Genomic DNA, 20,852 nt, shown 5'->3' with positions numbered 1-20,852 from the left:
CTCTCTTCGGTCGAGAAGAGAGGGTTTCGTAACTTCCGCCTATTATGGGAAGCGAAAGGGATTAAAAGACTGATCGGAGGACGCCGTTATGCTATCCGTTAAAAACATTACAGTCAAGCAACTTGGTCAAGATTTACATCTTTCGTGGCAAGCGGATTCTCCCGTTCAGCTTCTCCGTGACGGTGAGATCCTCAGTGATGGCGCGGCACACGAATTCATCGATACGACGCTTGCTCCCCTCTCTCCCGTGCAATATGAACTGCGGACCAATCACGTCCGTATCACAATCGATACAGCCGTTGTCGCCGATGAGGGAACATTGTTTTGGAATCAAAAATCCACCGTCATCATCCGTTCAGACCAGGAATTACTTTTGGTATGGGGGGCTATCCCGGATGTCGAATCCTACAGTATCTTCCGAGATGGAAAACGCTTGGGCGATACGGATGATCATACGTGGTACGAAGCATCATCGCAAGACGAGTCTGCCCGTTACGAAATCCGTGCCCTCCGACCATCGTCTCGTCAGAATGTACCACTCTCCTCCGTCATGGAGGGAGCGTTAAAACTTTTGAATCATTTAAAACACGAACCAGATCGGGAACGGGAGTTTGAATCGTTTATTCTTTATATCCTTCTCCATCCGTTTGTATCTGAGCCCCTTGCACCGAATAAAGAACCCGAAGCCGTCCGCGCACGACTGCGAATCATGACGTTTATTGCTCCACCGATTTTAAAAAATCCGAATCTGCTTTCTCCTCATATTTATTTTGAGGGCGATGACCGGACCTTTGATCCCCATGCGACGGAATACCGGACGTTGACTGAGATTGCCATGACAGGCTTACAGGATGTTCCTCATGTTCACCTTGCTAAGCAGGCCAATCCGACACGTTCTCTGACCTCGACGGGACGCCTACGGAGTGAAGACGTAGCATCGACACGGAAGGTTTATCTGGAAGATATTGAAAAGGACCGAGACTTTCTCCAGTTTACGACCCGGCATTCAGTCGGCAATCCGTTGGTGATCGCTCCCGACATCAACTATACGGTCCATACCGCGTATGGTCACGGAAGATGGCGGTTGTGCGGAACTCATCTTCGTTCCCCTCACCATGAAATTTATCTGCAAACAGAATCCTGTGCTTTCCAGCCGATTCATCAAACACATGACCTCGGTCTCAGTTTTTTAGCTGACCCTTTACCGAGCTGCCATTGGCTGTTCATGGAGGCCAGATGATATTCATTACCTCATCAAAAAAGCCAGACGATGTTCATCGTCTGGCTTTTTTGATGAAACATATGCCGAACCCGTATCAGTCATGGAATCGGGCGCGTGTTTCTTTAGAAGGAAGCATACATTGTTGCTTTTCTCCGAACCATTCATGCCGGTGTTTCGCGACAATATCATATACAAAATCTCTTCCGACACGCGGTAAGAAGCGGAAAAACGAAGCGAATGGCCATGCGCCGTTTAAGTGTCTGGTAATCCGTAGCGCTGCATCCGATTTGATATAAGGAACTCCCTGCTCGATAACCACAACACTGTTTAAATCAGATGGTAAACGATGTTTTTGAATGAGTTCCTGTCCAGTCGCGCCCTGCAATGAAGCAAAATCATAGTACCCTTGATCCCGTTTCAGGATAAACTGCACACTGGCATCACACAAATTGCATTCCCCATCAAATAAAATGATTGGCTTCACGTTTGTGTCCTCCCTCTATCAATGATTTCCTTTTTTCTAGTTTAGCTCAAATCCATAAAGCAAACCTGTATTTCGCTTCTTATTGCTATCGATGATCAATCCATACCATTTTTATACATGTTTTAGAGACGATCAATCCTGTCTCATCCATCGCGTATCTAGGCTCTGAACGAATGCTTTTAAATCATCCTGCGTCCGGATAAGAGTCTGACAGGTCACCTGCTCATTCTGAATCAATTTGATTCGAACAGGCGGTTCGTTGATCAAGCTGAACGCAAAAAGCAAGGTCGAATGTTTTTGTGTATAGACGGCAACCGCCAGCAATTCCTCATGTAGTCGTTCTCTCACTTCTTCACTTGTATGCATATGTAAGAGATGGATGGTTTCATGAAGAAGGGACGATTTCATACGTTCTGACACGTCCAAATACCGGACTTCAAGGTGAACTTCATGATTTCTTCCCCGCCGCGTCGTAAGGAAAAACGGAGGGTGAATTAATTTTTGAATAAAACGAATGATGCGTTCAATGCTTATCTCAGACATCAAAAACCTCTTTTCTAACCTCGATACCAAATGTTCGAAGATTTTTCTTTTGTTGCGCCAAGATCCAGCCAAAACATTAAACATATAAGAATATCGTATGTTTAATTCCAAAGAAACCTGATTTGCTTAGCCTTTTTTAGTTTAACATATTTCGTCTTTTCAGACCGAATCCGAAGCCATAAAAAAAACGAAAAGCGGTCCACTTTTTCTTTTGATAAAAAGAAGACCGTGCTTATTCGTTTCATCCAATCTGCACTTTTGTTAAATCTTCTAATGTGTACGCTTGCAAAGCATTTGAAAATAATAAAAAAGCATTATCAAAAGCTTGCCGCGTATTTCGAAGCGATTCTTTCTCGTGTGTTGGCAATACTTCTTTCAAATACGAAACTTCTTCAAATAAAGCCACCACTTGACCCAGCGTGATTTCATTCGGTGCTTTGGCTAACTTAAATCCCCCATTCCGTCCCTGATAAGACGTAATTAACCCGAACTTACTCAATGAATGGATAATTTTCATCAAATGATTTTTGGAAATGGCGTAATGATCCGCTACTTCTTGGATTTGAACAAGCCGGTTGGGATTTAAAGTGGCATAGAGCAGAACGCGAATTGCATAATCCGTCGACCGTGTCATTTTCATTCTTTTCACCTTCTTGAGTTCTTGCCGTTCTAATCAAACAATTACATGAGATTATGTTTATCTTGTTAGCGTGCACTTGCACATAATATAATCAAATATAAAATATTTTCTTGGATTTTACAATCGAATTGAGGGTTTCCGGTTCTACCTTTTTTATCCGAATGCATTTATGTGCTTCTTCCATCAAAAAAAGACATTGCGTTTTCGCAATGTCTTTTCGTAATAATCAGTCCCGTGCTGCCAAACGGTACAGCAGATCAAGCAACTCGATGTAGAGCCAGATGATCGTTACGATTAATCCGAACGCGGCCACCCACTCCATCGATTTCGGCGCACGGGCCTGGACTTGTTGCGAGATAAAATCAAAGTCCATCACGAGCGACAGTGAAGCGACGATGACGATGACAAACTGAATGCCGATCGCAAGCGGCGAACTGCCGGTCATGAACGGCAGATCAACACCGAATAACGCGAGTAACAAGTTGACCGCGTACAAGACAAGAATCGACAGTATCGCTGCCGTAACAGCTGAGCGGAACCGTTGCGTGACTTTAATCATGCCCGTCGAATAGACGAACCACATCGCAAACGAGACGACAAATGTCGCGAGGACTGCCTTCCCAACAAGTCCCGGGTACATACTTTCGAACATCAGTGAAATCGCTCCGACGGCGACCCCTTCAACGATTGCATAAACCGGTGAGAGGACCGGTGCCGTTCGTGGTTTAAACGTGATGATCAGCGCAAGAATCAATCCGAGGACGACTCCTCCAATCAAGGCCGGTACTAAAAATTGCGGATTCGCGGCTAAGAAGAACCAGGTTCCTCCCGCTGCTGCCGTGACGAGCGCAAGTAAGAGGAAAATCTTACTCATCGTCCCGGCCTTCGTCATCGGCCGTTCGCCAGCACGCGCCGTCTCAAAACCGCGGCGTAAGGCTGGATTCACTTTAAAACGTGTTGCCATCTTGCGTTCACTCCTTCTGTTTTTCTATTCACTATTACGGTTGTTTCCCGGAAAAGTTTCAGCTTAACCAGCTATTTAACGCATTCAGTTGCAGCATCACGACCGGAATCGAAGCTTTGGCTGAAACAAGGTGCGACGTCGCCTGTCCGACTTTCCCTGTCGTGACGAACGGTTCGTCCATCATGCCTTCACCGATCGGTCCAAACGGATCACTGTCGATGATGCGATGCTGATAACGAATGAAGACGTCTTTATCTCCTTGCCGCATCTTGCATCCCGATTCCTCGAGCGGCCGGTCGATTCCGTATTCGGCATAATGCCAAACGGTTGTCGAATCCCACGGTGACCCGATATGCAGAATCTGTCCGTCCGCTTCAATGAATTTTTCAAGCGGTGAGCCGGGACCGAATCCGTTGTCAATCGTATGACCGGAAACGAAGAATTCCGCCTCTTTCCCCCAGGCTGTCACTGACCACATCGGATGGGCACTGCGTTTGACGCCCGGGAACGCCCGGAACAGTTCCGGTACCTTGCCGATACTCCGGGTTGGTGTCTTCGCCGGATCATACGCCGGCATTTCCTGACGGATCGTTTCCCACCAATCTTCCGGAACGGCGGGACGGCTCCAGTTTTTCGGATCCGAATTATCCGTACTCTGTGCCGCCATCATGATCAGACCGTCCGGCGTGATGACTTCCTGCAACGCTTCGATCAGCGCTTGTGCCCCGCCGGGAATCCAGCCGATCTGTTTCATCGCGCTGTGGACGAACACTTTCATACCGGGCGTGACCCCCAGCTGTTTTAAATCTGCGATCAGTTTTGATTTCGTGACCATTTGTCTCGTTTCCATTTCGCACCCCTCACTCGACGACAAGGCGAATCGTCGATCCTGTTTTGCCTTGCGTCACTTCAATTTTCGCATCGACCCGTGATTTCAGTTCCTGCACATGACTGATGATTCCAACCATCCGACCGCTTGCCTGAATCGATAACAACGTTTCGATTGCCTGCTCGAGCGATTCCGGATCGAGTGTGCCGAATCCTTCATCGATGAACATCGTTTCAAGCGACACACCGCCGCTCGCTTCCTGTACCACTTCCGATAATCCGAGCGCCAAAGCAAGTGACGCCTTAAAGCTTTCCCCGCCGGACAGCGTCTTGACGTGACGTGTTTGCGACGTATAGGCATCAAAGACGTTTAAATCAAGCCCGTATTTCTTCAAGCCTTTACCGGCTTCCGTCTTCCGTTCGAGCAGGAACCGTCCGGATGTCATCCCGTGCAGATGCCGGTTCGCCGCTTGCAGGATTTCATCGAAATAGGCGGTTTGAACATATGTCTCAAACGTCATCCGCTGGGCGTTTTCGCCAACCCCGACCCTTGCCAGTTCGCCGATGATGCCGTACCGTGCATCTTCTGCCTCGATTTGTTGCTGGAGACCCGACCAGGCATCAACCAGTTGTTGGATGTGCAACCGTTCTTTCTCCACACCGATCCGGCCATCCGTCGCTGTCACCAGTTCCGCTTCTGCTTGTCTGACGAGCGGACGAAGAGCCGTCAGATCAGGACGATCCTGTTGCTGAATCAGTTGTCGGATCCGTTCAAGACCCGATTCGACATCCTGCCGTTTCCGCCGGTCGGCTTCGAGGCGTTCCGCCAACTGTTCCATCGCTTGCCGCGACATCCGCGCCTGATTGAATTGTTCGACCGTCTCAAACCGTTCTTCCTGTAGACTGCGTGCTAAAGCGGCTTCCGCGTCCGTGCGCTTCGCCATATGAATCGTCAATTCTTCTTCCACGTGGTGCAGACGTCCGCGTCGTGCGGCGATATCTTGATCAAGCCGTTGTTTTTGATGCTGTCCTGCCGTCTGTGCCGCTTCAAACTCCGCCAACCGTTTTGTCAGTGTCTGTTGTTCGGTTTCCAGATTGCGACGGGACGGTGCGTCCGGATTTCGGTTCAGTATCCCTTCGAGGCGTGCGAGTTCCAGCTGCAGTTTCGACTGCCGGTCCGTCTCTTCCTCGATTTTCCGGTCTGCCTGTTCCAATGCCGTTTCGATGGTCCGGAGCTGTTGTTCCAGCTGCAGTTTCCGTTCCTGTTGCTTTTGCAGGCGGCTCTCTTGATTTTTCAAGTCGTTGATTTCTGTACGAATCGCGGTCACATCAGTCGGAACCGGCTGTCCGTCTGCAAGTGTCGCCAGTTCCTGTTCGAGTTGCCGTTTCCGTTCCGCGACTGTCCGGTACGTCGCCTGTAACTCCTGATGCGCCGATTGTGCGGTTAAGTAGGCCTGGTGCAACGCTTCGACATCAAGCGCTTCCGTCTTGACAGCGAGTTGCGGATGCGTCGCACTACCACAGACCGGACAGGCTTCCCCGTCATGCAGATGCGCCGCCAGCTCTGCTGCCAATTGCCGGCGTTCATGTTGGCGTCCGGCCGTATATATCCGTTCTGCCTGTTCTTTTTCCGCTTTGACGCGTGTTCCCTGCTCGATCAGCCGGAACCGCTCCGATTCATTGCGTTGCCATTCCTGCTGTTTTTGTTCGATCGATTGCAGAACGAACCGGCGTTCCTGCAAGGACAGACGGGTACTCGAATCATCGGACAGCGTCGCGATTTCCGCCTGCAACCGGGTCCGATCACTTCGTTGCCGGGTCCGCTGTTCGCGTAATGCGTCCGGATTCAACTGTGCGACGGCACGTTGCAGATCCTGTTGTTGCCGAATCAATTGTTCCTGGTCCTGCAGTCGTTTCAGCTCGTCCGCAATCTGCTCGAGACGCCGTGACGCTTCACGTATCTCCGGCTCCTGCACCGTCAATCGTTCGACGGTCCGGTTGACCTGGTCAAGTTGCTGTTGTAAGTGTTCCAGTTCCGATTCGACCGTTTGTTTCGTCCCGGCTAATTGCCGGACCGTTTGTTCCTCCGACTGAAACGTTTCGTACACCCCTTGAATCGCCGCCGCCCGGGAAGCGGCGTCGTATTGTTCTTTTTGACGCATCGTTTCCGGCAACGTTAAAGCAAGCTGTTTTTCGAGATGTAACAATTGATCGTACTCGGTGAATGTCTGCTCGAGTTGTTCCGCCTGACGCAACCGTTCCGTCAATTGTTCGAGCGTTTGACGTCCCGCCTGCTCCACCGTTTTCGCCTGCTCAATTTTTTCATCGAGTGTCGCAAGCAATATATCGGTCTGGTGACGAATCGTCGTTTCCGTCGCTTCCGACCAGTTGAGGTCAAGCGGTAATTCTTCGAGTTTCGCAAGCTGTTTCGTTTTCGTTTCTTTGATGGTCGCTGCAAGATCAAGTGCTTTCCGGTGAAGACGCTGTTGAAACTCGCCGTAATGTTCCGTCTTGAACAATTGTTTAAGAATCTGCAGTTTGTCCTTCGACTCCGCCATTAACAGTTCCCGGAACTTATTTTGCGGAAGCAATAAGATTTGCGAAAACTGTTTGTGATCGAGTTGTAACAGTTCCTGCACCTGTTGGCGGATTTCCGGGATTTTCAGCGCAAGCGGCTTCCAGGCCGTCCCGTCATGCCGGGCGAGTTCCGCCTCATGGCCGTAATCCGTCTTATTGACCGGATGCGGCTGACTCGGTTGCCGGATAATTCGGTAGCGTTCGCCTTTTAACAGAAATTCGAGTTCAACTTCCGTCTTGTCTTCCGGTTTCGCGAAATGACTGCGCAAATCGCTCATTTCCCGTTCCCCGCCTGACGTCTCGCCATATAAAGCAAACGTCAGCGCATCAAAAATCGTCGTTTTCCCGGCACCGGTATTCCCCGAGATGACGAACATCGTCCGACCGCCGAGTGCGCGAAAATCAATTGTCTGTTCGTCGGCAAACGGTCCGAACGCACGTAAGGTTAATCGTTCTGGACGCATGCAGCTTCCTCCTCTAAGACGGCCTGCATTGCATCCGTCGGTTGTTTTTCCCGGACTGCTTCATAAAACTCCCGGAACAGATCCGTCAGCGTCGCCGCCTGCACCTGATCGCGTGATGCCTGGACCGCCCGGGTACTTTCGCGGGTGAAGCCGGTCCGCTCGAGATGGAGGATGTTCGGGTACAGTTTCTTTAGTTTCCCCATCGGATCAATCAAGGCTTCGGCATCCGTCAGGTTGATTTTAATGTAATCGTCCGTCGCTTGTGTTGCGACAAATGCCGGATCCGTCAGTTCGGCAAGACTGCCTGTCAGTTCACGCAAATCGCGCTTGGCCGTCAACGGTTCGAAGCGACGGTCAAACGTCCCGTTTTCGTTCAGTGTCAAAATATCGACGCCTTTGACATGACTGGCTTCCGAAAACGAATATTTCAACAACGAACCGCTGTACCGGATTGTCTCCGACTTGATCGCAAGTGGATTATGCAAATGTCCGAGCGCCGTATAGGTGAACGGAGCAAACGCACTTGCGCTGACCTGTCCCGCTGTCCCGACCGACAATTGGCGTTCGGAATCGGTCTCAAGCCCGCCGATGACAAAGGCATGCCCAACGAGGACACTTGGTCCATCGATGTCCAGCGTTTCGATGATTTTTCGCATCGCGTCATCATGCGTCCGGATTGTTTCATCCTGATAGACATAGCGGACGGTCGCCGGATCTGCGAACGGCACCGGATAAAAACGGACGCCGTTGATCTGAACCGGTTCGATCGCCTCCGTCAATTTACCTGCCAGGTGAAGACCCGCCCGTTGTAATAACGGTGTACCGAAACTCAGCCGTTCCGCTGAATCATGGTTGCCGCTGATCGCGACGACCGGAATCTTCCGTTCCAGAACAATGTCGGCTAACACCGTATCAAGCAGTTCGACCGCTTCCGTCGGCGGGACGGCACGGTCATACAGATCACCGGCAATGATGACCGCGTCCGGCTGTTCCCGGTCAAGCAATTGTAGAAATTCCTGGAGAACAGTCCGCTGATTGTCGAGCATCGATTCGCCATGAACGATTTTTCCTAAATGCCAATCGGCAGTATGAATCCATTTCATCTCTCATCACGCTCACTTTTCCTCTATAATATCCTTATTTTAGCATGACTTGAATGGTTCTGACGATGATCTGACCGATTCCAAACCAAGTAAAACCCATTGCTTGACCGATAGTCTCCCGGTCAAGCAATGGGTTTTATGATGCATCATGTATTAAAGGTCAGTCCACGTTCAGCAAGCAACTGTTTTAACTTCGGTATCGAAGAAGGTCCGATTCCGTGCCACTGCAGAATATCATGTTCATGATACATCGCTAACAATTCCAATGATGTCACGCCGTGTTCACTCAGGGCCCGTTGTGCCGGCTTTGCGAGAACCTCAAAAGGATTCACCTCAGGTTTGTCTGAATTCATTATAGCTTCCTCCTGACAATAGACAAAAACCGCCTTCCTGTTTAGCTGGAAGGCGGTTTTTCGGACGGCTTATTTGTCATCTTCAGTGGGTGTGGCGCTTTTGACGAAATCGTTTGACCGACGTGAAGATGGACACTGATCCTCCGATGATTGCCCCGACGACAATCCCGGTCGTAAATTTTCCTCCGGGATTCTTCGCAGAACCTGGTTCAATTGCTGTTATATGTTCTTCCTGCTTCTGCTCGAATAACTGTTGGAGAGGGGAGGATGTAGGCTCGACTTCGACAATCCGGTCAACTTCCTGTTGACGGTCTTCCCGGCGTTCGACGCTGCAAGGTGACAGATAGAACGGATTCAGGTTCGTCCGATACCGGTCTGGATTCCAATTCGCTTGCTGAACGGCTTCAGCTGCATGGTCTGTCCGCTTCGTCTGATCCAATGACTGGATCGATTGATCGAATTCTTGTTTCATCGTAATCACTCCTCTTCACATTCAATTTCACCAAAAATCTCCGACTTACGTCTGAAGTCTTATTTACCTCTTTTTTAAACATCTAAAACATGTATTCAAAAAAATGTTTTATTTTTTTGTGAACGTCCCTTCGAAATAGGTCTCGTAAATCCGTTTCGCTTGCGCAAGATCCGCTTCGCCGTGAAGCAGGATCCGCCCATCGGCAAAGGCGGTAATCCGATGTTGTTCCGTCTCGAACATCAACAGATACGGATTGCGTAGACAGCTGATCCCACGGCCACTCATCTCCTGTTCAAGCCGAATTAAATCACGGGTCCCTTCCCCGCGGATTTGAACGGTATCCCGGCCGCATAATGTCACGAAGTGAAGTGGCTGAGCATTGAGGTAAGGATAGACCGGGTTATCGCCGCAGGACGGACAAGAAGATTGCTTTAAGGACACAACATTGATTTGGCTCTGTTGATTGTTCCAGACATCAAATGACAGCACCGTCTGCCGTAATGCAGCTTCCGCTCCGGTCAAGTATTTTAATGCTTCCGTCACTTGATGCGCCGCAACCAGCTGGACGACCGGACTGATAACGCCTGACGTATCACATGTCTCCTGCTGTTTCGGCAAATGATTGAGCAAACAATGCAGACAAGGGGTCTGTCCCGGACGGATTGTATAGGTCATGCCGTAACTGCCGACACATGCACCGTAAATCCAAGGAATCCGAAATTTTGCCGCAACATCATTCATCAGCATCCGGACAACGAAGTTATCGGTCCCATCCACAAGCAAATCTGCTTGTCCGACAAGCCGTGTAATATTCATTGCCGTCACATCTTCGACAATCGCCTCGATCGTCACCGTCGAATTGACGGCACCGAGCCGGCGTTTCGCCGCAACCGCCTTTGGCAAATGGTTCCTGACATCCTGTTCCGTATAGAGTTGTTGCCGTTGTAAATTGCTCCACTCGACGTAATCCCGGTCGATCAGAGTCACTCGTCCGATTCCTGCCCGGACAAGCTGTTCCGCACTCGCTGTCCCGAGTGCACCGAGACCGATGATGACGACGTGCCGCTGTCCCAGTTGATCCTGCCCCTCCTGTCCGATTGGACGAAAGCGGATTTGTCGGCTATACCGGTCCATCATGGGCGACTGATCCCGGTCGTCGGACTGCTCGCCGTCGCATACCGTTTTTTCTCAATCCGTCCTGCTTCAAAGCCGAGTCGTCCCGCTTCAACCGCAAGCTTCATTGCACGTGCCATCTTGACCGGGTCTTTCGCATGCGCGACGGCTGAATTCAACAGGACACCATCAGCTCCGAGCTCCATCGCGTACGCCGCGTCAGCCGGTGAACCGATGCCGGCGTCGACGATGACCGGTACTGACATTTGTTCGATGATGAAGCTGAGCGCGAGCGGATTTAAGATGCCCTGTCCGGAACCGATTGGTGATGCTGCCGGCATAATCGCATGACAGCCGAGTTCTTCGAGCCGACGGGCAAGCAACAAATCGTCTGATGTATACGGCAAGACGATGAAGCCATCCTTGATTAATTCCTCTGCTGCTCGTAATGTTTCAATCGGATCCGGCAGCAGTGTCTTGTCACAACCGATTACCTCGACCTTGACCATATCGCACATCCCTGAGGCCCGGGCAAGGCGGGCAAGGCGGACCGCTTCCTCCGCCGTCTTCGCACCCGCAGTGTTCGGCAAGAGATCATAGCAGCTTAAGTCAAGCGCTGCGAGCGGATCGTTCTGTTCCTTTGCAAAGACGTCGAGACGCCGGACGGAAAACGTTAAAATGTTTGTTTCCGATGCTTCGACCGCTTGCTGTTGCTTCTCATTATCCGAATATTTTCCTGTCCCCAGTAACAATCGTGATGCAAATGTTTTTCCGCCAATTTCTAACATGTTATCCGCCTCCTACAAAATGAACGATTTCAATGACATCTCCGGACGTAACGTCCGTATCCGGATAGCTCGACCGGTCGATGATTTGATGATTCTGCTCGATGATGACGACTTGTCCCTGAATCTCCAGTTTTTCTAACAAGTCGTGTAACGTCTTGATTTCCTCTGTCAAAGCATAGTTTTTCCCATTCAATCGGATAGTCATCTGCTTTCCTCCTGTCGTCGGCTGTTAAAACCATCCAGTGTCACTCTTGGCGTTTGCCCCATGAGACAATCGGCCAAGACGTTGGCCGTCGCAGGGGCCAGTAAGATGCCATGCCGGTGATGGCCTGACGCGACGAACAACCCATCGATTCCGTCCACTGCTCCGAGATACGGCAGACCGTCCCCGGTTTGCGGTCGAACACCGGACCAAGCTTCCACGAACACGGCCTCTGCAAGCGGCGGATAGAGCTTTACTGCTGCATTCAATAACAAACGAATACTGTTCAGACTGACGGTCGTTGATTCATCACCAACCCGTTCCGTCGCCCCGATGATGATCCGTCCGTCTGCTTTCGGGACTAAATAGACCGCATCACCAAACAGCGTCCGATTGAGTTGTCCGGTCGTCAGCCGGACAGACAGACACTCGCCCTTGACCGGAAGTGTGTTAATCGTCACTCCGACCGTCTGTAACAATTCTTCCGATCCGCGACCACCGGCGACAATAATTTGTCTGCCCGCCCGTAGCCCCCGGTTCGTCTCGGCGCCGGTCACCGTTTGTCCGTCCCGTACGAGACGTGCTACGACCGTTGCCTCTTCGATTCCCCCGCCCCGTCGTTCGATCGCACTGCGTAATGCTTGTGCAAGCAACCGCGGATCAACCTGTCCGACCGAATCAAACGTCCGCCAGTGATGTGCCTGTTGCATATGAAACGGTTGTTCCAGATACCCGCTTCCGAGACCGGTCTCGTCAAACAATTGTTGCACGAATTCCGGATACAGCGTCCGGCTCAGCCGGGCCAGTTCATGTAACGGTGCCAGCAATTCTTCATCTGTCGCGAGCATTCCCGCTGCTGCTTGCGTCGCTCCCTGACCGACAGTTGACTGTTCAAGCAAATGAACGGTTTTCCCGCGCTGCAGGAGCTCATAGCCGAGCGTCAAACCAATGATGCCGGCTCCGATGATTAAAACATCCGGGCGTGTCATCGTTGCATCACCGCCCGGAACCGGTTGGCTGCTTCGACCGGAGACGCCTGACCGAGAATGCCCGACAAGACGGCCCCGCCTGCGCAGCCGGTCGCCAGGATATCCGGCAGATTGTCCGGTGTAATGCCACCAATTGCAATGACAGGAATCGATGTCCAGTCGACAACTTGTTTCAAGGCGTCGAGTCCCCGGGGCGGTACACCCGGTTTTGATCCCGTCTCAAAAATATGGCCATACAGGACGTAATCAGCACCGGCTTGTTCCGCCGCTATCGCTTCCGTTAACGAGTGAACCGATTGACCGATCACCAGTTCCGGAAAACGGTGACGGACGAGGTCGACCGGAATGCTGCGTGTTGTCAGCTGAACTCCGGTGCCGGTGACGACTGCCACGTCCAGCCGGTCATGGACAATTAATTGCTCTGCCTTTACGCCTCGTCGCACGAGTGTTTCGATGCACACGACCAGTTCCTTCGCTGACCATAACGGCTCCCGCAGATGAATCCGGTCGACGGATAGTGCGAGTTTCGGCAACAGCTGTTCGAGTATGTCCGGACGCCGCTTGCCGGTTGTCATCAGATGTAACTGGCTCATCATTTCCCCCTTTCCACACGAAAAAGGACCACCCCATGAACTGATGGAGTGGTCCTACAAAAAAGGGCGACAGTTGTCGCATCCTCTATGAATGATCGGAATCCACTTCCCTCCGCTAGTACGAACTAGATCAGGTTCAAAGGGTCCGGATACTTCCGTCTCAGTCTGCTGCGAGACTCCCCTAGTGTAGATATTGATTTGTGTGGTACGCCTGTAGTTTACCACGGGTAGTCCGATTTGTTCTACCCTTGATTAGTGTCGTATGTCCGATTCGAGCGCTTTGACCTGCTCGATTAGCTTTTCATACGCGTCGACGCGTTTCGTTTCCGACAAGTCATACGTTTGTTTTAAGCGTAATACCCTCATGACTTTCTGATCAAGGTCTGCTCTCGACAATTTACCTTGTTTGATCCGTGTCATGATTTCCTTGTGAACAGACGCGTATGCGCCGGGCGATGAGAACATCGCCATATCCGCACCATTTTCGAGGGCAAGACTTGCCGCCTGGGCAAGTCCGTACCGTTCTGTGATGGCTCCCATGACCAAATCGTCCGTGATGATGACACCGTCAAACTTCAGCTCATCCCGTAACACCCCGGTCATGACGGGTTTCGACAACGAAGACGGACGGGTTTTGTCGAGTGCCGGAAACAGGATATGCGCGACCATGACCATCTCGGCCCCTTCCTGAATCGCCCGTTTGAACGGGACCAGCTCCGTCTGCTCGAGTTCCGCTTTCGTCGCATCGACCCGCGGTAGACCGACATGTGAGTCGACGGTCGTATCCCCGTGTCCCGGAAAATGTTTGACGACCGGAACGATGTCTTCTTCTTTCATGCCCTGCATCAATGGCACACCAAGCCGGGCGACTTGTTGCGGATCCGCACTGAGCGCCCGGTCGCCGATGATTGGATTCGCCGGATTACTGTTCACATCAAGGACCGGTGCGAAATCCATATTAAAGCCGTAAAAACGGGAAATCGAACCAAGTGTCTGTCCGACTTCCTTCATCAATGCCGGATCATTTTTATGACCAAACGAGAGGCTCGGTGGTAATTTGAGCTGTGCGTCCGGGACCCGGCTGACCCGTCCGCCTTCCTCGTCAAAGCCAAGGAACGCTTTTGAATCAGCGGTTTGCGCCTTGGCAATCGCTGTTGTAAAGGTTTTCAGTTGATCGGTTGAAGTGATATTGCCACCAAGCAGCAGGACACCACCGAGCGCATGGTCCTGCAATAATTGACGATCCGCTTGTGTCAAAGCTGTTCCCGTTACCCCGATATACAGCAACTGATCGACTTTTTCCGCCGTCGACATGTTCGAAACGGTTTGCTTGAGTTGTTTCTCTGCCCGTTCAGCAGCAGAAGGTCGATCCGGCTGCGGCGGCTTTGTTTTCTTTGCCGGCTTCGGTTGCGGGTCAGCGGGTTGTACGGGCTCGTCAGCACAACCGGCAAGGAGGACGCTTGCCAACAGAACAGGGACCATCCGTTTCAAATCGGTTCCTCGTTCCGGACGCCGTTGATCGAGTAATAAACTTCAATCTCCGCGTTCAGCGATTGCGAGACCGAGCAGTATTTGTCTTTTGATAAGGCAATCGCCCGGCGGACTTTATCGTCCGGTAAATCACCTTCGAGCCGGTAATGAATCGAGATCGTCGTGAAACGCCGGGGATGATCATCCGCCCGTTCGCCTTCGATATCCATTTCAAATGACGTCAGCGTCAAGCGCATCTTTTCTAAAATCGAGACGATATCGATGCCGGTACAGCCGGCAACGGCATGAAGCAAGAGCTCCGTCGGCCGGGGTGCCTGATTGTCCCCACCGTTTTCCGGAGCTGCATCCATCGCTAAGTGATGTCCGGATTCGGTTTCCCCGCTGAAGCCCATCTTTTGATTCCAAGTGACTGTTGCTTGCATCAAGATCACGTCCTTTTCTGATTTAGGTGATGTTTCCTACTCTGTTAGTATACCCGAATCAATGACAAGTGAAATTGACTGTCTATTCACAATAATGCTTCTTTTTCCGGGTCAGGTAAATCCGGTTTCCGCCCTTCTTAAATCATGCTATTCTGATAAACGATAGTTTTTTTGCGCACAGGCGCCAGAAGTGGGGAATTGTATATGTCATCATCATCGACTCGTTTGAGTCAAGCCGACTGGCTGTTAATCGCGACGTTATCCATGTTGACTTTTGTCCTTGGAACAAGCGAATTCGTCATCGTCGGTATTTTATCTGAAATTGCGGACGGTCTGAACATCACAATTGCGAAAGCCGGCACGCTCGTCTCCGCCTTTGCGATCGCCTTCGCCATCGGAACACCGATTACGATGTCCTTGACCGGACACCTTGAGCGGCGGAAGTTAATGCTCAGTCTGATTTTTGTCTGGATTATTCTGAATATCTGCAGCGGGATCGCACCGAATTATGAACTGTTGCTGTTGTCTCGGATCGTGACGGCTGTTCTGACGGGTGTCCTGATTTCACTGGCGATGGTCGTCGCAAGCGATAGTGTACCGATCGCAAAACGCGGCGTCGCCGTCTCGTTCATCTTTGGCGGATTTACGATGGCAAACGTTCTCGGTGTGCCGATCGGTACATTTATCGGACAACATGCCGGTTACGCCGCCTCGTTTTGGCTGACAAGCAGTCTTGGTGTCATCGCCCTGCTTGCTGTCTTGAAAGTCGTTCCGGTCCAGCAATCGGAATCGTCCGGCTCGATCCGCGAACAGCTCAGTTTACTCGCCAATCCACGGATCATGATTGCCTTTTTCATTCCGTCGTTCGGATTTGGTGCGACATACGTCGTCTATACGTATCTCGTCCCCGTGCTTGAGTTGGAACTGAAATTGCCGTCGGCCTGGATCAGTCCGATTTTACTCGCCTACGGTGTCGTCTCAATCTTCAGTAATATACTGGCCGGAAAAATCGCCAGCCGGAATCCGATCGGGCGTCTCCGGTTCGTCTTCATCGTCCAGGCAATCGTGCTCGCTGCCCTGTACGTGACGACAGCGTCCGTTTCGCTTGGACTGATCAATATTGCTTTGATGTCATTGATGTCGATTTTATTGACGACTTCGACACAAATTTATCTGATCGATTTAGCGGAAAAGTTTAATCCGGAAGCGAAAGGACTTGCCGCTTCCCTGATGCCGGTCGCAAGCAATGTCGGGATTGCCTTCGGTTCTGCTTTAGGTGGACTCGTCTATGCGAACGGTCCGATCATGAATATCGCGCTTGTTGGTGGTGCCGTCGCTATACTCGCAGCTGCGTTGACGGCTGTCAGTCATCGCCTCGATCAGCGTTCATAAAAAAAGCGTCTGTTTCCATGGTGTCCTCTCGTGAGGCACACGGAACAGGCGTTTTTTATTCCGGAGACTCAGACCGAACCTTACAACACTGTTAGGTGAACGTATCTAATTTGTTGCTTTATTTTCCAATCGGCATGGTACGGTAAAATCAGTTGTTCATCCCACTTACGAAAAAGGAGATTCTACTATGAAATCGTATTATGCCCTTCCATTAACAGCCCTCTTACTGACAGCGACGGTTAGTCCGGTCGCGACATTTGCTGCAACACCGACTAAAGCCGAGACACCAAAACCATTATCGGAAAAAGCACTTGCGAAAAAGAAAGCCGCGATTACAAAACTTGCTACATCATTGATTGGGACTCCGTATAAAGAAGGTGGCACGACAACAAAAGGATTTGATGCATCCGGCTTCACGCAATACGTGTATCAAAAAAGTGATCTGAAACTCGAACGGACGATTGCAAAACAAGCTACGATGCCTCTTAAAACCGTCACACTCAAAAAAGCGATGCCGGGCGACTTGTTATTCGTTCAGGCGAAAAAGGCGAAAGCGCCGAACTTCGTCGGAATCTATACCGGTAAAAATAAATTCGTTGCCGTGACAACGAAAAAGGTCGAATCGCAGGACCTGACGTGGAGTTACTATGCGAAACAGGATATCATCATCAAATCGTATCAATAAGATTGAAAAACGCAATCCGGAACTCCTCGAGAGTTTCAGATTGCGTTTTTTGCTGTAATGTCAAAAGTATCATTATTATTTCAAGACCAGCCCGTTTAGGGATGTCTCTTCGCGCTTCAGTTTGTCTTTAATGTTTCCTTCATACAAAATGCGGTCGGATAATGGATCGATGACTCGAACATTGTAAATCCCATCATTCAACCGATTCGCCGTATAAATCAAACCATCCTTAAGCGTAGTATACTCACCCAATCCAAACTCATCCGTCACTAACGGGATATCCATTGAATGTTTTTCTACTTGCTTTGTTTTTATGTCATACACAGTCCAGTTGAAATCGTTCATTTCACGTTCAAGTACAATCAGCTTCGAGCCATCTGCACTGAGTTCCGTTTGCCCGTTGCTGAATGATTTTAAGCCTTTTAAGCGCTTTGTTGTTTTTCCGTTGCTCATGTATAATTTTTCTTTACTTATATCTGTTCCATTAATATTTTCCATCACGTAATAGACAATCACTTCATTATGAATTCCTAAGAGCGAGATTTCATCTTGAGAAGAAACAGATAAATTAATTTTTTGAATGCTATCTCCTTTTAAATCGATTTTGTATAACTGCGTGCCGACTTCCGTTTGCAGATCGTAGATCGTGACATATAAACTGTCCCCGATTTTCTTATACGGCGTGATTTGAGTTTCCCCTAATTTCCGAGCTTCAACAGGTGCCGGAAAGATTTTTTTAACAACACGCTGCTTGCCTTCTTCCCAGTACTGAAGTTCCCACTTAGTATTGTCCGGCGCACCCATCGCATATGAAATGCCGTCCTGTTTCAGCATAGTGACGTAATCAGAACGGATGAAGCGCCGAAAGTCAGCCGGAGCCCGCTTTTCCTCAGACGGATTCTCAAACAGATCGCTGATAAAATTATTGGTCTTTTTTTGAACATGACCGTCTAATTCAACGTTATAATCCACATCTTTTAAACCGTTATCGTATAGTTCCGCTTGAATGGACCGGACTTCCGGTTGTTTCGGATTCCCTTTGATCGTCTCCACGGTAAAATCCGATTCCTCGATCGATTGAATAAAGACGGTATAAATGCCGAGCGTCAAAACACTGACGACTGCCAGAATAACTACAAATTTAAATTTTCGCATGACGTCCTCCTCAGACCGAAATTTTCCATTTTAACAAGCGCAGGCTTTTCCAAATCGTATAAATAAAATAGAGAACAAAAATCGCTATCATGATTGCTGATATTTCCTGTGATAAAAAGATATCGAGCGTTTCAATGATGTACATACCGCCCATCATGATCACGACAATAGCAATGACTTCAAGGACGATGAACAATAGTCCTTTTGTTTTTCGATACGACCGCTCCAGCAGTATGAGCATAAACAAAAAGCTGACGGTAAACAGGGCGAGCGTTACAATGACGAGTACATCTACAAGATTCATCGTATATAACTGTTTTAAAGTCCGCGACAATCCAAGAGTAGAAGTTGCACGGTAGTCATCCTTAATCATCCAGTTGAATATGACAAAACTGAGCTGAATGACTACCCACTGCAAACCAATGAAGCTAATGATGACAAGAGCCAGCGAGGTAAATTTAGCAAAAAAGATTTTTGCCCGGTTGCCCGGTAACAACAGTAAACGGTATATGTACTTGGACTCTCCAAGCCAGTCCCGGTACCAAATCTGGACGGCATACAGCAACACAAGAGCTACTCCGATCAAGATAATATAGCTGAAATACGAGCTAGCTTGTTCAAACGATAACTTTTCAATCGTGCGGATAGCATCGGATTCGCTTACTTTGGCGTAACTCATATACTCCTGCACCTGACGTTCATGATAGATGACCCGTCCGACGACGGTCAGGATTTCAATACCCGCCATCGCGAGGATGATAGATATAATCATTTTCCAGCTTCGTTTTAACTCTTCGTTCGTTAACATCAGGTACTGTTTCATCGCTGATAAACCTCCCGCATCCGGTCCTGGACCGATTTTCCGTATACTTCACGCATCTCTTCTGTATCGTGTTCATCGATGATCCGACCGTCCTGCAAAAAGACAACCCGGTCAATCAAGTGTTCGATTTCGATGATTTCATGTGTCGTCATCAGGATGCCGCGTCCTTCCATGTAATGACTCGAAAAGATCCAGGCAATCTGTTCCTTCGTAAATAAATCGATTCCGGCAAACGGTTCGTCGAGTAACAAATACGGACGGTCGAGTGCAAAACCAAGCACGAGACTGAACTTCGCCTGATTTCCTTTTGACAATTCCAAAATTTTGTCGGTCGTCAGTAACTTGAACAACCCCATCAGCTCTTCGGCGACCTTTGGATTCCAGTCCGGATAATAGTCGCCCATGTAAAGAAGAGCATCCCCGATCGTCATATAGCCGGGCATCGTCTGCAGGTCTGGAACGAAGGCAATTTTGTCACGTGAGACTTCGCCATCGACGAGGACGGTTCCGGCATCAACCGGGACAAGTCCCATGATCGCTTTTAAGATCGTTGATTTCCCTTCCCCGTTTAAGCCGATCAGACAGGTGATGCTGTCCGGACGCACCGAAAAGGAGACACCTTCAAGAATCGGTTTTTTCCGACCGTATCGTTTTTTTAAGCCATGGACTTCAAGCATCGACCTTCCTCCGTTCCGTTGATTGATAGACGGTTTCGACTTTCGTGACGACTTCACCAAGCGGAATCTGAATCGCTTGGACGGCCTCGATGAACTGGGCGACGGCTTCATCGAGCATCTCCGTCCGGACTTTTTTGACGATTTCCTGATCCATCGTGATTTTACTCGGGACGTTTCGTTCTGTCGTGATCAAATTTTGTTCCTCCATCTCTTTATAGGCTTTCTGCGCTGTATTTGGATTGATTCCCAGCTGCGCGGCGATTTCCCGGCGCGATGGGATTTCCTGTCCGCACTTCAGTTCTTCCGTTGCGATTTGTTCCTTGAACCAACGGACGACTTGAAGATACACCGGGCTTCTTTGGTCAAATTGCATCAGGTCCTTGACCTCCTTCTTCCGTTCATTGTATTAAAACAGTAATACACTTTCTTTCTGTATCATACGGGTAATACAGTTGGCTGTCAATTACTTTCCAAAAAAAAAGATGCTGTCTCTAAAATAGAGACAACATCTTGAGTTCCATTACTTTTGATATTCCAAAATCGTCTGTTGAACCGGAATCCCCGACATCGGTACTGTACGTTCGACAAACAGGTACCGTTTTCCGTTGACCAAAAAGCGACGGTTCCCTAGGTACTCCACAAGTTTCCCGTCCTGCTTCAACTTTTCTTCGATTGCTTTGACGTGATCCTCGAGTGCATAAAATCGGTCGTCAAAAGTCATCGTGATGTTTTTATTTCGGAATCCGAGTAAGTAACTGAAGAAAAACCAAAACGCTGCCCCTACTGCTACCAGTGCTAACAGAAATTGCATATGTGACTCCCCCTTTTTGTATACTTTTTTATACGTATCATTTTATGTAAAGGTTCCCATT

24 protein-coding genes and 1 riboswitch are annotated in these 20,852 nt (G+C 49.6%); of the genes, 3 read left to right on the top strand and 21 right to left on the bottom strand.

Annotated features, from left to right (window positions below):
• Window positions 1–88 precede the first annotated feature (88 nt).
• A complete protein-coding gene (locus tag HNY42_RS07675; RefSeq protein WP_131973018.1) occupies window positions 89–1,240 on the top strand; it encodes a DUF3238 domain-containing protein in 1,152 nt (383 codons plus the stop codon).
• A 76-nt stretch (window positions 1,241–1,316) separates the two neighbouring features.
• Here HNY42_RS07675 and HNY42_RS07670 read toward each other — a convergent pair whose 3' ends face one another.
• The 16 genes from HNY42_RS07670 to HNY42_RS07595 all read right to left on the bottom strand — a co-directional run bounded on the left by HNY42_RS07670 (window position 1,317) and on the right by HNY42_RS07595 (window position 15,248).
• Complete coding sequence (locus tag HNY42_RS07670; RefSeq protein WP_131973019.1) at window positions 1,317–1,706, bottom strand: thiol-disulfide oxidoreductase DCC family protein; 390 nt, start codon at window positions 1,704–1,706, stop codon at window positions 1,317–1,319.
• Window positions 1,707–1,838: 132 nt separating this feature from the next.
• Window positions 1,839–2,249, bottom strand: coding sequence for a hypothetical protein (locus HNY42_RS07665; RefSeq protein WP_188005378.1), 411 nt, complete (start codon window positions 2,247–2,249; stop codon window positions 1,839–1,841).
• A gap of 241 nt (window positions 2,250–2,490) precedes the next feature.
• On the bottom strand, window positions 2,491–2,889 hold the full coding sequence (locus HNY42_RS07660; RefSeq protein WP_188005377.1) for an RrF2 family transcriptional regulator: 399 nt from the start codon (window positions 2,887–2,889) through the stop codon (window positions 2,491–2,493).
• 226 nt (window positions 2,890–3,115) lie between these two features.
• Window positions 3,116–3,853, bottom strand: a complete 738-nt coding sequence (locus HNY42_RS07655) for a Bax inhibitor-1/YccA family protein (RefSeq protein ID WP_012370108.1) — start codon at window positions 3,851–3,853, stop codon at window positions 3,116–3,118.
• A 58-nt stretch (window positions 3,854–3,911) separates the two neighbouring features.
• On the bottom strand, window positions 3,912–4,703 hold the full coding sequence (locus HNY42_RS07650) for an AAC(3) family N-acetyltransferase (RefSeq protein ID WP_188005376.1): 792 nt from the start codon (window positions 4,701–4,703) through the stop codon (window positions 3,912–3,914).
• A gap of 10 nt (window positions 4,704–4,713) precedes the next feature.
• Window positions 4,714–7,722, bottom strand: a complete 3,009-nt coding sequence (locus HNY42_RS07645; RefSeq protein ID WP_188005375.1) for an SbcC/MukB-like Walker B domain-containing protein — start codon at window positions 7,720–7,722, stop codon at window positions 4,714–4,716.
• Window positions 7,704–8,825 carry an exonuclease SbcCD subunit D gene (locus HNY42_RS07640; protein WP_188005374.1) on the bottom strand — a complete coding sequence of 374 codons (1,122 nt, stop codon included), beginning with the start codon at window positions 8,823–8,825 and terminating at the stop codon, window positions 7,704–7,706. The genes HNY42_RS07645 and HNY42_RS07640 overlap by 19 nt, the downstream gene beginning before the upstream one ends.
• Before the next feature lie 146 nt (window positions 8,826–8,971).
• On the bottom strand, window positions 8,972–9,178 hold the full coding sequence (locus tag HNY42_RS07635) for a helix-hairpin-helix domain-containing protein (protein ID WP_188005373.1): 207 nt from the start codon (window positions 9,176–9,178) through the stop codon (window positions 8,972–8,974).
• Window positions 9,179–9,260: 82 nt separating this feature from the next.
• Window positions 9,261–9,650, bottom strand: coding sequence for a hypothetical protein (locus tag HNY42_RS07630; protein ID WP_131502886.1), 390 nt, complete (start codon window positions 9,648–9,650; stop codon window positions 9,261–9,263).
• A 108-nt stretch (window positions 9,651–9,758) separates the two neighbouring features.
• A complete protein-coding gene (locus HNY42_RS07625) occupies window positions 9,759–10,787 on the bottom strand; it encodes a ThiF family adenylyltransferase (protein ID WP_188005372.1) in 1,029 nt (342 codons plus the stop codon).
• A complete protein-coding gene (locus HNY42_RS07620) occupies window positions 10,784–11,551 on the bottom strand; it encodes a thiazole synthase (protein WP_131973028.1) in 768 nt (255 codons plus the stop codon). Before HNY42_RS07620 ends, HNY42_RS07625 begins: the two co-directional genes overlap by 4 nt.
• 1 nt (window position 11,552) lies before the next feature.
• On the bottom strand, window positions 11,553–11,756 hold the full coding sequence (gene thiS / locus HNY42_RS07615; protein ID WP_131973029.1) for a sulfur carrier protein ThiS: 204 nt from the start codon (window positions 11,754–11,756) through the stop codon (window positions 11,553–11,555).
• Window positions 11,753–12,742, bottom strand: a complete 990-nt coding sequence (locus tag HNY42_RS07610; protein ID WP_188005371.1) for an NAD(P)/FAD-dependent oxidoreductase — start codon at window positions 12,740–12,742, stop codon at window positions 11,753–11,755. The genes thiS and HNY42_RS07610 overlap by 4 nt, the downstream gene beginning before the upstream one ends.
• Window positions 12,739–13,335 (bottom strand): thiamine phosphate synthase, encoded by a 597-nt coding sequence (locus HNY42_RS07605; protein WP_188005370.1) that lies wholly within the window; start codon window positions 13,333–13,335, stop codon window positions 12,739–12,741. The genes HNY42_RS07610 and HNY42_RS07605 overlap by 4 nt, the downstream gene beginning before the upstream one ends.
• Window positions 13,336–13,425: 90 nt before the next feature.
• Window positions 13,426–13,528, bottom strand: a riboswitch (TPP riboswitch).
• Between the two features lie 59 nt (window positions 13,529–13,587).
• The gene (gene nagZ / locus HNY42_RS07600; RefSeq protein WP_255508442.1) at window positions 13,588–14,817 is read right to left on the bottom strand and encodes a beta-N-acetylhexosaminidase; all 1,230 of its coding nucleotides are present in this window, start codon (window positions 14,815–14,817) and stop codon (window positions 13,588–13,590) included.
• A gap of 5 nt (window positions 14,818–14,822) precedes the next feature.
• On the bottom strand, window positions 14,823–15,248 hold the full coding sequence (locus tag HNY42_RS07595; protein ID WP_131973033.1) for an OsmC family protein: 426 nt from the start codon (window positions 15,246–15,248) through the stop codon (window positions 14,823–14,825).
• A gap of 204 nt (window positions 15,249–15,452) precedes the next feature.
• Between HNY42_RS07595 and HNY42_RS07590 the strand changes: the two genes are divergently transcribed.
• On the top strand, window positions 15,453–16,640 hold the full coding sequence (locus HNY42_RS07590; protein ID WP_188005368.1) for an MFS transporter: 1,188 nt from the start codon (window positions 15,453–15,455) through the stop codon (window positions 16,638–16,640).
• A gap of 187 nt (window positions 16,641–16,827) precedes the next feature.
• Window positions 16,828–17,325: a C40 family peptidase gene (locus HNY42_RS07585; RefSeq protein ID WP_188005367.1), complete on the top strand. Its 498-nt coding sequence runs from the start codon at window positions 16,828–16,830 to the stop codon at window positions 17,323–17,325.
• A gap of 75 nt (window positions 17,326–17,400) precedes the next feature.
• Here the strand turns inward: HNY42_RS07585 and HNY42_RS07580 are convergent, their stop codons facing one another.
• The 5 genes from HNY42_RS07580 to HNY42_RS07560 form a co-directional block, all read right to left on the bottom strand.
• The gene (locus HNY42_RS07580; protein WP_131502896.1) at window positions 17,401–18,480 is read right to left on the bottom strand and encodes a hypothetical protein; all 1,080 of its coding nucleotides are present in this window, start codon (window positions 18,478–18,480) and stop codon (window positions 17,401–17,403) included.
• Window positions 18,481–18,490: 10 nt separating this feature from the next.
• Window positions 18,491–19,303, bottom strand: coding sequence for a hypothetical protein (locus HNY42_RS07575; RefSeq protein WP_012370092.1), 813 nt, complete (start codon window positions 19,301–19,303; stop codon window positions 18,491–18,493).
• Window positions 19,300–19,980: an ATP-binding cassette domain-containing protein gene (locus HNY42_RS07570; protein WP_131502897.1), complete on the bottom strand. Its 681-nt coding sequence runs from the start codon at window positions 19,978–19,980 to the stop codon at window positions 19,300–19,302. The genes HNY42_RS07575 and HNY42_RS07570 overlap by 4 nt, the downstream gene beginning before the upstream one ends.
• A complete protein-coding gene (locus HNY42_RS07565) occupies window positions 19,973–20,353 on the bottom strand; it encodes a GntR family transcriptional regulator (protein ID WP_012370090.1) in 381 nt (126 codons plus the stop codon). Before HNY42_RS07565 ends, HNY42_RS07570 begins: the two co-directional genes overlap by 8 nt.
• Before the next feature lie 147 nt (window positions 20,354–20,500).
• Entirely contained in the window at window positions 20,501–20,791 is a 291-nt protein-coding gene (locus HNY42_RS07560; RefSeq protein WP_131502898.1) for a hypothetical protein, read from the bottom strand.
• Window positions 20,792–20,852: the final 61 nt, after the last annotated feature.

This window comes from Exiguobacterium sp. Helios (assembly GCF_014524545.1).
Lineage (GTDB): Bacteria > Bacillota > Bacilli > Exiguobacteriales > Exiguobacteriaceae > Exiguobacterium_A.
Note: the sequence above shows the minus strand (reverse complement) of the source record. Positions and strands in the feature narration are given on the sequence as shown.